The sequence below is a fragment of the Flavobacterium sp. 5 genome, from assembly GCF_002813295.1.
In the GTDB taxonomy this organism is placed as follows: Bacteria; Bacteroidota; Bacteroidia; order Flavobacteriales; family Flavobacteriaceae; genus Flavobacterium.
The window spans coordinates 1,302,258-1,314,955 of record NZ_PHUE01000001.1 but is presented as its reverse complement, the minus strand read 5'-3'; the positions used below and the strand labels follow the sequence as shown (position 1 = coordinate 1,314,955).

The 12,698-nt window shown below is 31.9% G+C and carries 13 protein-coding genes; 4 read left to right on the top strand and 9 right to left on the bottom strand.

Annotated elements, in window-relative coordinates; all coding sequences use genetic code 11:
* Positions 1–5: 5 nt before the first annotated feature.
* From rpe to CLU82_RS05360, 9 genes are all read right to left on the bottom strand, one after another.
* Positions 6–668, bottom strand: a complete 663-nt coding sequence (gene rpe, locus CLU82_RS05400; protein ID WP_100842125.1) for a ribulose-phosphate 3-epimerase — start codon at positions 666–668, stop codon at positions 6–8.
* A 244-nt stretch (positions 669–912) separates the two neighbouring features.
* Complete coding sequence (locus CLU82_RS05395; RefSeq protein WP_007804760.1) at positions 913–1,776, bottom strand: RNA polymerase sigma factor RpoD/SigA; 864 nt, start codon at positions 1,774–1,776, stop codon at positions 913–915.
* Between the two features lie 655 nt (positions 1,777–2,431).
* A complete protein-coding gene (locus CLU82_RS20695) occupies positions 2,432–2,671 on the bottom strand; it encodes a hypothetical protein (RefSeq protein ID WP_157813324.1) in 240 nt (79 codons plus the stop codon).
* A 206-nt stretch (positions 2,672–2,877) separates the two neighbouring features.
* Entirely contained in the window at positions 2,878–3,624 is a 747-nt protein-coding gene (locus tag CLU82_RS05385; protein WP_100842123.1) for a LytTR family DNA-binding domain-containing protein, read from the bottom strand.
* Position 3,625: 1 nt separating this feature from the next.
* Positions 3,626–5,158, bottom strand: coding sequence for a tetratricopeptide repeat-containing sensor histidine kinase (locus tag CLU82_RS05380; RefSeq protein ID WP_100844942.1), 1,533 nt, complete (start codon positions 5,156–5,158; stop codon positions 3,626–3,628).
* Between the two features lie 259 nt (positions 5,159–5,417).
* Positions 5,418–5,852, bottom strand: coding sequence for a hypothetical protein (locus CLU82_RS05375; RefSeq protein ID WP_100842122.1), 435 nt, complete (start codon positions 5,850–5,852; stop codon positions 5,418–5,420).
* A gap of 322 nt (positions 5,853–6,174) precedes the next feature.
* Positions 6,175–8,310, bottom strand: coding sequence for a polyribonucleotide nucleotidyltransferase (locus tag CLU82_RS05370; RefSeq protein WP_100842121.1), 2,136 nt, complete (start codon positions 8,308–8,310; stop codon positions 6,175–6,177).
* A gap of 219 nt (positions 8,311–8,529) precedes the next feature.
* Positions 8,530–8,799, bottom strand: a complete 270-nt coding sequence (gene rpsO, locus CLU82_RS05365; RefSeq protein WP_100842120.1) for a 30S ribosomal protein S15 — start codon at positions 8,797–8,799, stop codon at positions 8,530–8,532.
* Positions 8,800–8,911: 112 nt separating this feature from the next.
* A complete protein-coding gene (locus tag CLU82_RS05360) occupies positions 8,912–9,367 on the bottom strand; it encodes a GAF domain-containing protein (protein ID WP_100842119.1) in 456 nt (151 codons plus the stop codon).
* 71 nt (positions 9,368–9,438) lie between these two features.
* Between CLU82_RS05360 and xrtF the strand changes: the two genes are divergently transcribed.
* From xrtF to CLU82_RS05340, 4 genes are read left to right on the top strand one after another with little or no spacing between them, the layout of a single operon-like run.
* Positions 9,439–9,975 (top strand): exosortase family protein XrtF, encoded by a 537-nt coding sequence (gene xrtF / locus CLU82_RS05355; RefSeq protein WP_100842118.1) that lies wholly within the window; start codon positions 9,439–9,441, stop codon positions 9,973–9,975.
* Positions 9,965–10,408 carry an exosortase F system-associated protein gene (locus CLU82_RS05350; protein WP_100842117.1) on the top strand — a complete coding sequence of 148 codons (444 nt, stop codon included), beginning with the start codon at positions 9,965–9,967 and terminating at the stop codon, positions 10,406–10,408. The genes xrtF and CLU82_RS05350 overlap by 11 nt, the downstream gene beginning before the upstream one ends.
* Before the next feature lie 58 nt (positions 10,409–10,466).
* Complete coding sequence (locus CLU82_RS05345; protein WP_100842116.1) at positions 10,467–11,297, top strand: ATP cone domain-containing protein; 831 nt, start codon at positions 10,467–10,469, stop codon at positions 11,295–11,297.
* Between the two features lie 36 nt (positions 11,298–11,333).
* Positions 11,334–12,689, top strand: coding sequence for an MBL fold metallo-hydrolase RNA specificity domain-containing protein (locus CLU82_RS05340; protein ID WP_100842115.1), 1,356 nt, complete (start codon positions 11,334–11,336; stop codon positions 12,687–12,689).
* Positions 12,690–12,698: the final 9 nt, after the last annotated feature.

Sequence of the window (12,698 nt, the reverse complement as noted above, 5' to 3'; positions counted from 1 at the left end):
ATTTCTTAAATGGTTGTCAATTGTTTTAAATCAGCAACGGTTTGAGTTGGGTTTTCGGCATTAAATACAAAGCTTCCTGCAACAAGAACATCTGCTCCTGCTTCAACCAATTGTAAAGCGTTTTTATTGGTTACTCCACCATCAATTTCGATTATTGTGCTTGCATTTTTTTCAACGATTAATTTTTTTAATTTTTTAATCTTGTCATATGTGTTTTCTATAAACGATTGTCCTCCAAAACCTGGATTTACACTCATGATACAGACCATGTCAATATCATTGATTACATCTTCTAATAAATTTATATTGGTGTGTGGATTTAATGCAACACCAGCTTTCATTCCATGAGCTTTAATCGCTTGGAGAGTACGGTGTAAATGTGTGCAAGCTTCATAGTGTACCGTTAAAATATCGGCACCTAAATCTTTAAATGTTTTGATGTATTGGTCTGGATTTACAATCATCAAATGCACATCTACTGTTTTTTTTGTGTGTTTTGTAATTGCTTGAAGTACTGGCATTCCAAAAGAAATGTTTGGGACAAAAACACCATCCATTATGTCAATGTGAAACCAGTCGGCTTGACTGTTGTTAATCATTTCGATATCACGTTGTAAATTAGCGAAATCAGCAGCCAATACTGATGGTGCAATAAGTGTATTCTTCATTGTGTAGTTTTTACTTTGAGATACACTGTAGTGTATCTTTACATTTGTGTTGTTAGTTTTTTGCAAAGGTAATTATAAAAAATAAAACTCCGGAAACCCGAGCATTTTTTGCGAACAGACCGAAAGTTTTATTCATAAAAAATAAAACTCCGGTAATCAGCCGGAGTTTCAATCATCAATCAAAAAACGAACAGTTAATCAGACTGTTGTTTGCTGTAAAATCCCATTAGTAGGAATTTGGGTTTTACCCAAGATATGTTTTTAAAATTTTACTTCTTGAAGTATGTTTTAATCTGCGAATTGCTTTTTCTTTAATTTGACGAACACGTTCACGAGTTAGGTCAAAAGTTTCACCAATTTCTTCAAGTGTCATTGGGTGTTGGTCACCTAAACCAAAATATAAACGAACTACATCAGCCTCTCTTGGAGTTAATGTTTCTAATGAACGCTCTATTTCAGTACGCAATGATTCATGAATTAATTCTCTATCAGGATTTGGAGATTCTCCAGAACGTAAAACGTCATAAAGGTTAGAATCTTCTCCTTCTACAAGAGGTGCATCCATTGATAAGTGACGACCAGAGTTTTTCATCGACTCTTTTACATCATTTACGGTCATGTCTAGTTCTTTTGCAATTTCCTCAGCAGATGGTGGACGTTCGTTAGATTGCTCTAATAACGCATACATTTTGTTGATTTTATTGATAGAACCAATTTTATTTAATGGTAAACGAACGATACGAGATTGTTCTGCCAAAGCTTGAAGAATCGATTGACGAATCCACCATACTGCGTATGAAATGAATTTGAAACCACGAGTTTCATCAAAACGTTGTGCTGCTTTTATCAAACCTAAATTTCCTTCATTAATTAAATCGGGAAGTGTTAATCCTTGGTTTTGGTATTGTTTGGCTACCGAAACTACGAAACGTAAATTGGCTTTTGTTAATTTCTCTAGGGCTCTTTGATCCCCAGCTTTAATTCTTTGTGCTAATTCTACCTCTTCGTCAGCGGTAATAAGGTCAACTTTTCCAATTTCTTGTAAATATTTGTCTAATGAAGCGGTTTCACGATTGGTAACCTGCTTGGTGATTTTAAGTTGTCTCATGTTTTTGTCTCCTCAATTTTTTAAGTGTACAAGTTGTTATACGTATCGAATATCTAAAAAGTTACAAAAAAGTTTATTTTTTTAATTAATTAGCTCTTTATTTTTTTTAAAGAAGTTATTTATTATCAATAATGCAATTCTAATAACAACTAATACTATGGCTCAAATTATGAAATATCAAATATATAAGTTGAATAGTAGCAGTGATATACAGAAAAATATGCTAATAATAGAAGGGTAAATGTTTAATGTGATTTGATAATTGGTTTTTATCAAATTAATGTTTTTTTTATTTAAAAATAATACTAAAACTAATTCTAAAAGGTTACTTGAAAGTTGTGAACTACTTTTAACATTGAAATCATTCAATTTAGGTATGTCATACGATACCGAAACCAAAGAAACTAGTATTGTAATTTGTAAGACAAATTAAGTGAGGTTTTTTTATTTTTTGCTGTAAACCAAATATCAAAAAGGATGGCGACTGTATTTATAATCGCTGGATGATATTCTTGTCGTTATTTGTGAGAAAGTATAAATTCTGACTATGTGGGTATTATTGATACTGGGTAGTAAACATGTGTGTACTAACAGCAAATGTTTTTTACTCTTAAAATAAGAAATTCAGTTGTGGTAATTTTTTGAATTGCGGGCTTTAATCTATTTCGTCTAAATTGATAATTCGGTTAAAGATTTGTTTTAAAAACACAATAAAACAGATTGTACCACCAGCCAGAATGAAGTGGTCATTTGTAATTGTTAATGGAGCATCCATTATGTCATATAAACTTGGGACAATAATGCATAATGATGCTATAAGTCCAATCCAAGGATTGATTTTGTTTAATAAGGGTTTTAATTGCATGTTAAAGGGGATATTAAGTTCTAATCTCATGGTATTGTTTTTTTTGGAAATTTTTGATAATTAAAGATATATTGATAATCCTTATATTTTTGGTCGAAATGTTACGAAGTTGACTTTTATTGTCATGAAATATTCTTTATAACCAGTTCAAGGACAGTTTTTTTGGTGCTGTAGTGGTAAAAAAAAATCCTCTCGCATTTGGAGAAGATTTATTGTTTTGTTGTGGTAAAAGATAGTTACGATAAAGTATTTATTCTCTTTATGAAATCTTTATAGGTATCGCTAAGATTGATTTTATGATTTCCTCTGAGAATGATAAGATTATCGGCAAGGATTATTTCTTCTATAACATCGGCGTTTACGATGTAGTTCCTGTGTGTTCGGATGAATTTGTCTTTGTCGAGTAATTCACTGATTTTGGTTAACGAAATCATGATAACAAATTTCTCTTTTTCGGTAATAATGTTGCAATAGCGATCTTCGACTTCGATGTATAGAATGTCCTTTAAAGATACTTTTTTGAGAGAATTCTTCTTCTTGATGAACATGTAGTCAGTACTGATAACAGTATCTTGATTGTCACTCAAAAAAACATTCGTTTGCTCGTAGAATTTTTCGACAGCCATTTCCAGCGCATAGAGAATTTCTAATTCATTGAAAGGCTTCATTAGGAAGCTAAAAGGCTTAGTAAGTTTTGCTCTTTCAAAAATTTGACGATCTTGTGAGCTAGTCAAAAAAACAAAAGGCTTGGAAGCATTTGGAACAATATTAATGGTTTCGGCAAAAGTTATTCCTTCAGGTTTTCCGTCCAAAAAAACATCAATGATGATTATGTCGACAGTGTTTTTGTAAAATAAAGTAAGTGCATCAGTATAATTTTGGGCAACACCTACAATATTGTAATTGTTAGCCAGTAAGACTTTGCTTAGCTCATTGCTTTGCTCTATGGAGTCTTCTATAATAAGTACATTAATATTATCCATTTTATCTGGTTTTTGGGAACAAAAGTATCATTTTTGTTCCTTTATTGAGTTCGCTTTCTATGGTTAATGAACCGCTATTTTTTTTGATCATTTGTTTGCATAATTGCATACCTAAACCTGTCCCTATAATCTCTGAGTTGCTTTTCTTAGCTAATAATTCATTGTCTTGTAATAATTCATCGATAGTGTTTTGTGTCATTCCTAAGCCAGTATCTTCAATCACGAGTTGACAGAAATCAGTATTGGTTTCTACAGTGTATATACTGATTTTGCCATTTTCAGGAGAAAATTTTATAGCATTATCGAGCAAGTTACGAAGAACTATTTTTAGCGAATCGAGATCTACGAAGATAAAGCTATTTTTAGACACTGTATTCTCAAAAGAGATGGTTTTATCGAGTAGTAATGGTTTGTAGTTGTATTCTATTTGTTGCACGATAGAAAACAGATGAACTGAATCTTTATGAAAATACAATTGTTTGGTTTGTAGCAATGCCCAATGGAGTAAGTTGTCGAGCAGGGTATAAGCACCATTTGCAATGGTACTGTTTTGGTGAAGGAGTTGGTCTAGTTGTTGGTAGTTTTTGGCTTCTAGCGAAGTCGTTAGTTTAGTGTTACTGGTTTTTAAAGCATTAACAGAAGAACGTAAATCATGGCTTACTATAGAAAATAATTGATCTTTGGTAGCATTGAGTTCGTCTAGTTTGTTTTTTTGAGTAAGTATGATTTTGGCGTTTTTTACTTTTTGTGCATAGACGTAAACGCCTCCAATTAAAAGTGCTAACATACCCAATGAGGAATAAAACATTGTTTTACGCTCGGTTTCTTTTAGTTTGTTTTCTATTTTGAGTACCGAAATTTGTTTTTGTTTTTGAGCTATAGCATATTTTTTTTCGTAATCTGCAACTGCCCATATTTTATTTTGATTGTTTAATGAATCTTTCCATTGTTCATATTCTTTTCTGTAGACTAAAGTTTTTGAAAAATTTTTTCTGTTTTCTTCTACTACAGCCATGTTTATTGCTGTGTTTTGTTTTAGCTCAAAAGATTTTGTTTTTTTTGATAATTGATAAGCTTTTTCAAAATAAGGAATCGCTTGATTGTCTTTGTATTGATTGTAATATAATGTTGCAATATCCATATAAGATCCAATAATCAAGGAGGTGTCTTTCTCGATTTGTTGTAACGCTAGGGCTTTTAGTAAATATTTTTCAGATTTGTCAAAGGATTGGAGCTCTAAATAACAAATTCCTAAATCATGAAATAATGAACTTCTATTGTAATCAAAATTGTCTTTTTTTGGATTTTTTTCTATTTCTTGATAATATGAAACAGCTTTTGAAAAATTTTTCTGTTCAAGAAAAATTGCTCCTAAACCTATTTTAACGTTATAAAAGAAAGGGAAAGTATTAGAGATTAATTCATATTCTTTTTTAGCTTCCGTAAACATTTTTTTTTTCCTAAAACTATTTGCTCTGAAGTAATGGCAGTAATCATTTAGTTTGGTGTTGTGTGTTGTTGTTAGTTGTTTCATAGAATATATCAGCGTTGAATCCCATTCCTTTAACAAAAAATTTGAAGAAGCTTTTTGGAAATTAATTTCTCTCTCATGTTTCTTAGCTATTTTTTTTATTTCTAAGTTCAATGAAGATTTAGCTGGATTTTCTTGAGAAAATATAAAAAATGAAAAAAACAAGAGTATATGTGTAAAAAATAATTTAATATTAAATACATTACTCTTGTTTTTCATTTGATAGTATATTGAAAAGATAAAATTTAATTTTTATTCTAGATTAACTTTGTACATTAGTTACAGTTCCTCTTGAACTCACAGGGTCAATATCCCATAAAAAGGTTTGAATTGTAGTTATGTCTCTGTTTAAAAATGTGGTAGGTAATGATTGGAAAGAAATTTGATATGCACGAAAATTTGAGGTACTAGTCTCTATAGCATCATAACTAATGAAAAATTGTAATCTTGGTTCTCCTATTTCGCTAATACTATAGTCTTGAAAAATTGTAAAACTATTTTCATTTAATCCAGTTATAGCAGCATCAATAAAAAAAACTGTACTTACTTGAATGTTATTGTTACTGTCTAAATACACCTCAACAAGTGGTTGTAAAGGGGTGCTTGGGCGTTTGTTTGTAAATGATATTGTACCACTTTCAGTAAAAGTCTTTTCAGGAATTTGTATTCCTGGAGGGATAGAAATTGTTGAATTCATTTTTTTTATTTTTTAGATTATTTGTTAATTATTTTCGGGTTAAAGATATTTTTTTTCTTTGAATATAATGTAATGTTTTTATTATTTTTTATAAAAGTATTGATTTATTCTGTTAAAAAGACTATAAATATTTTTGCAGGTTAAGAGAATTGAGTTTTAGATGAGTAAGTAGTCGCGTTGGTGAAAGTGTTTTTGCTAAGAATGAATGTTTGTTAAGGAAATAAATTTGTTCAAGTGTATATGGAAAAAAACTGAAAAACCCCGTTTCATAATTATGAAACGGGGTTTTCTATAAATAAACCTTTAGTAAACTAAGATCTGATTACTCTTTTTTCTCCTCACGTGGAGGTCTTTGCAAAAGTGCTTTTCTTGACACTTTTTCTTTTTTAGTTTTAGGGTCAACACCTAAGTATTTTACTTGGAATACATCACCCATATTTACAACATCAGTAACGTTTTCTGTGCGTTCCCAAGCTAATTCAGATACGTGTAATAAAACTTCGTTTCCAGGAGCTGATGTATATTCTACAACTGCACCAAAATCTAATATTTTAATTACTTTCACCTCATAAGCTTCTCCCATTTGCGGTTTGAAAGTGATCGATTTAATTTTAGCCAATACTGCTTCAATTCCAGCAGGATCAGTTCCTAAAATTTCGATAACACCTTGCTCATCCACCTCGTTGATAACGATAGTAGTACCAGTAGCTTTTTGTAATTCTTGAATTACTTTTCCACCAGGTCCGATTAACGCTCCAATAAAGTTTCCAGGAATAGTTCTTGTGATGATTTTTGGAGAATGTGCTTTAACATCTGCATTTGGTTTTGCAAGCGTTTCCAGTAATTTTCCTAAGATATGTAAACGTCCATCACGAGCCTGAGCCAATGCTTGCTCCATGATTTCGTATTTCAATCCATCAATTTTGATGTCCATTTGACAAGCTGTAATTCCTTCAGAAGTTCCAGTTACTTTAAAGTCCATATCTCCTAAGTGATCTTCATCACCTAAAATATCAGACAAAACAGCAAAACGATCTCCGTCAGTAATCAATCCCATTGCAATTCCAGAAACAGGACGAATCATTTGAATACCTGCATCCATTAATGCTAATGTTCCAGCACAAACCGTAGCCATAGAAGATGAACCATTTGATTCCAATACCTCAGATACAACTCTTATAGTGTATGGATTTTCAGCAGGAATCATGTTTTTTAGGGCTCTTTGAGCTAAGTTTCCGTGACCAACTTCTCTTCTTGAAGTTCCTCTTAACGGACGAGCTTCTCCTGTTGAAAATGGAGGGAAGTTATAGTGTAAGTAGAATTTTTCTTCTCCTTGTTCAGATGGTGAATCAATTTGATTAGCTTCTCTAGAAGTTCCTAAAGTTGCTGTAGCCAATGCTTGAGTTTCTCCACGAGTAAACAATGCAGAACCGTGTACTGATGGTAAGTAATCTACTTCACTCCAAATTGGTCTGATCTCTGTAGTTTTTCTTCCGTCTAAACGAGTTCCTAAATCTAAAGTTACATTACGAACTGCTTCTTTATTGGTTTTGTAGAAATATTTAGAAACTAAATCTCCGTTTTCTGCCAATTCTTCTTCAGTAAATAATGCTTTTACTTCTTCTTTTACAGCGTCAAATGCAGCTGAACGTTCATGTTTAGCTGAACCTTTGCTTGCAATAGCGTAAATTTTATCGTAAGCCGCAGCTTTTACTTTAGCGTAAATAGCTTCGTCTGATTTTTCTTTTTCGTATGTACGAACTTCTTTTTTTCCAAAAGCTTGAGCCAATCTTTCTTGAGCAGCAATTTGTACTTTGATGTGTTCGTGAGCAAATTTAATTGCTTCTACCATTTCTGCTTCTGAGATTTCTTTCATTTCTCCTTCTACCATTGCGATAGAATCTGTAGAAGCTCCAATCATCATGTCAATATCAGACAATTCTAATTGTGCACGAGATGGGTTGATGATGAATTTTCCATCAATACGACCTACTCTTGCTTCAGAGATTAAAGTTTCAAAAGGAATATCAGATAACGCTAAAGCTGCTGATGCTGCTAAACCTGCTAATGCATCTGGCATAACTTCATCGTCATGAGACATTAACTGAATCATAACTTGTACTTCTGCGTGGTAATCAGATGGGAAAAGTGGACGTAAAACACGGTCAACTAATCTCATTGTTAATACTTCGCTATCGCTTGGTCTTGCTTCTCTTTTGAAGAAACCTCCAGGGAAACGACCCGCTGCAGCAAATTTTTCACGGTAATCTACCGTAAGTGGCAAAAAGTCAATACCTGGGCTTGCTTTTCTTGAAGATACTACTGTTCCTAAAATAACAGTTTTACCAATTCTTACTACTACAGAACCGTCTGCTTGTTTTGCTAAACGACCTGTCTCGATTGTGATGCTTCTGCCATCACCTAAATCGATGCTTTCTACAAATAATTGTGGAATCATAATTTTTTTTCTAATTGATTATACAATGGGTTTTAGTTGTGTTGTTAGTTGTAGTTGTTGCGTAGTTAATGCCTAAAACCCAATGAAAAACCAAACTTTTTTTATTGAAATGTCAATTTTTTTCAAAATTGATGACAATTATTAAATTTAAATATTTTTTTTAAATCTAAAAGAGAAATAAAAAAAAGAGGCACTTTCGCACCTCTTTTCATATATTGATTATTTTCTAATACCCAATACTTTGATAATCTCACGATATCTGTTGATTTCTGTTTTCTTCAAGTAATCCAACAAAGATCTTCTTTTACCTACTAATAGTACTAATGAACGCTCAGTGTTAAAATCGTGACGATTTTTTTTCAAGTGCTCAGTAAGGTGGCTAATTCTGTAAGTGAATAACGCGATTTGTCCTTCTGCAGATCCTGTGTTTTCTGCTTTTCCTCCGTGTTTAGCGAAGATTTCTTCTTTAATCTCTTTAGTTAAATACATTCGAATATTATTTAATGATTGTTATGTATGCCGTACAGCTATTGTAAGACGGGTGCAAAAGTAGAAAATAATTATGGATTATGAATTATGAATTATAAATTATTTTGAAAGCTTAAAATAATTTGGAAATCTCCTCATTTACAAATTCTAAGAAATTTTCGTCAGCTTCTGTAAATGGGTCAATTACGTGACTGTCAATGTCAATTTGACCAATATTTTCTCCATTTACGAAAAGTGGTACAACAATCTCTGATTTTACTGTAAAACTACAAGCAATATAATTGTCTTGAGCACTAACATCTGGAACAACAAAATTCGAATTCGAAACCGCTACTTGTCCGCATATTCCTTTTCCAAAAGGTATAACTGTATGATCAGTTTCAGCACCTACATAAGGACCAAGGTGTAGTGTTTTTGTTTCGTGATTGGCAAAATAAAAGCCTACCCAATTGTAGTATGAAATAGAATCGCTCAAGAGTTGACAAATTGTCAAAAGCTTTTCATCTCTGTTAAGTACTGTATTTGTTGTTATTTCCTTTATTTTTGGTTGTAATTCTTGAAAAGTCATGTTCTGTTATTTTTTCTACAAAAGTATTTAAAGCTAATTCTTTAATTGCATAAATTTGGCAAAAAATAATTTTGAAAAAATATTTCGTTGAGTATAAACCTTTTTTAGTTTTTTTAGCTAGCTTTTTTGGTTGCTATATTTTACTAACTTTCGTCTACCAGTTTTTTTTGAGTGGCTTCGGAAGTAGTACTGTAGATACAATCACACAAGTTGTTGCCAAAAATTCTGAAAAGGTAATTTCATGGTTCTTTATGCGTGTTCAGTCTGAAAGTGTTGTTAGTGAGCCTTTTGTTAGGATGTATTTTCAAAATCAATATATCGTTCGGATTGTGGAAGGTTGTAACGGAATAAGTGTTATTATTTTATTTATTTCTTTTATTGTGGCTTTCTCAGGAAGCTTAAAAAATACTTTGCTTTTTATTTTTGGTGGAACTGTATTGATTTATATTCTAAATGTGCTTCGTATAGCTGTATTAATAGTTTTGATGTATTATTTTCCCGAAAAAACACATTTACTCCATGGTGTTTTATTTCCAGTAATAATTTATGGGATAGTTTTTATTTTATGGGTAATTTGGGTTAATAAATTTTCGAAATATGCTAAATAAAGTACTCCAAAATAAAGCACGTATTTTTTTTCTCATTGTATTAGTGTGTGCATTAATAATTGTAAGGGCTTTTGAATGCCAATGGTTTTATGATCCTTTTTTGGTTTATTTTAAAGGAAATTATTTAAAATCGTCTTTGCCAGAGTTTAATTCTGGATTACTTTTTTTAGGGTTATTACTTCGCTTTTCTATAAATATGATACTTTCGTTGGGTATTCTTTATCTTCTTTTTAAGGATAGAGAAATGATTTCATTTGCAGCAGTTTTGTATGTTTTGCTTTTTGTGATTCTGATAATCGTTTTCTTCTCTATTCTTTATTTTTTTAAAAATCAGGAAAATTTACTGCTATTTTATGTAAGGCGTTTTTTGATTCAACCTTTGTTTGTAATTCTTTTTGTACCAGCGTTTTATTTTCAAAAACTGAAAAAATAATTCTTTTTTTATTATCTTTAATGGATGTTTGAATGAATTAGTCACTAATTAGAGGGTAATGAAAATTGTAAAACATTCAGGATCTATTGTTGACTTTAATCATGAAAAGTTGAAGCAATCTCTTCTAAAATCGGGAGCGACTCCTGCTGTCGCTGATAAAGTTTTACAGCTGATTGAAGATGAAGTTTATGAAGGGATTTCTACAAAACAGATTTACAAATTGGCTTTTAGCCTTCTTAAAAAAGGATCCAATTCACATGCTGCTCGATATAATTTAAGAGAAGCTATTCGGTTATTGGGACCTGAAGGTTTTTTTTTCGAAAAATTTATTGCTAGACTTTTTCTCTCAGAAAAGTATCAGGCAAAAGTAGGTTTGGTTTTGCAAGGCAAATGTGTTTCTCACGAAATAGATGTTATTGCTAAGCAAGGTGCTATAGTCACCATGATCGAATGTAAGTTTCATGGAGGAAAAGATGCTGCTACCGATGTGAAAGTACCTATGTATATTTTATCTCGTTTTAATGATTTGAAAGAGAATGAATATAAGATATTTTCTAATAATGATAGGATTTCCAGATGTTGTATTGTTACCAATAATCGTTTTACATCAGACGCTGTTGTTTTTGCTAAATGTGTTGGATTAGAATTATTGAGTTGGGATTATCCTGAAACGAATAACTTAAAAGATAAAATTGATAAAAATAGATTGTATCCTATAACTTGTTTAACCACCTTGACACTTTCAGAAAAAGAACAATTATTGATTCTAGGTGTGATATTAGTAGAAGATATTATTGATGACAGTTTGGATTTAGAAAAAATAGGTCTAAATTCTAGAAGAATAAAGAACGTGTTGGCTGAAGCTTTACAGCTGTGTAGAAGTATATAATTGTAGCGGTTGGGATTATTTCTAAATTGGATTAAAATGAAAATCACATGTATCGGTGGAGCAGGAACGGTTACGGGTTCTAAAACCTTGGTTGAAAGTAATGGTGTTAGAATTTTGATTGACTGTGGGCAATTCCAAGGGCTAAAATCTTTACGAGAGCTTAATTGGGAGCCTTTACCAATTTTGCCTTCCACTATAGATTTTGTTTTGTTAACTCATGGGCATTTGGATCATTGTGGATGGTTGCCACGACTAGTGAATCAAGGATTTAATGGTAAAATATATTGTACAAGCCCCACTGCTGAAGTTGCTAAATTGATTCTTTTGGATAGCGCTAAAATTCAGGAGGAAGATGCTAAGATGGCAAATGAAGGAAAGTTTTCTAAACATGAAATAGCTGAACCATTATATACAGTGGCTCAAGCTGAAAAAGTTTTCTCTCATTTTAAGATTATTATGCCTAATGAAAATATCGCTTTGGATGCCGAAATTGAAGCAGTTTTTACTAATGCAGGGCACATTCTAGGAGCATGTACAATTGAACTTCAACTAGAAAAAAAAGTGGTTATTTTTTCTGGAGATATTGGTCGAGACAATGATGTACTAATGTTTCCTCCTACAAAACCCAAAAAAGCAGATTATATTTTTCTTGAAAGCACTTATGGAAATCGTCTTCATCCTGAGACCGATCCAAAAGATGAATTGCAAATGTATATCAATAATACAATACAAAATAATGGGACTATTATCATTCCGAGTTTTGCTGTAGAACGTACTCAGAGTGTGATGTATTTGCTTTGGCAGTTGAAAGAAGAAGATAGGATTCCAAATATTCCGTTTATTATTGATACTCCAATGGGAATTAGTATGTTGGAACTATTTGTGAATAATAGAAAGTGGCATCGATTGAATGTAGATGAGTTTACGGCCATGTGCAAAATGTTTACCATGATTTCGGATTATAAAGACTCAATAGATACAATATATGATAGACAACCAAAGGTTGTAATTGCAGCTAGTGGTATGGTTACTGGTGGTCGAGTTTTGAGTTATTTGGAACGATATATTGGTTTTCCTGAAACGACAGTAATTATTATTGGCTATCAAGGTGAAGGTACACGCGGAAGAAAATTATTAGAAGGTGCAACGGACATAAAAATACATGGAAGATATTTTGAAGTAAAGGCCAAAATCATTGAAATTGAAGGGTTGTCGGCGCATGGAGATCAAAAGGATTTGCTTAATTGGCTTTCAGATTTGAAGGAAAAACCTAAAAAAGTTTTTTTGATGCACGGTGAAAATGAACCTGCTGATGCTCTTAGAGAAAAAATTCATAATCAATATGGTTTTGATTGTATCGTGCCTTTAATGGGACAGGTGTTTGAATTGTAGGTTTAATTT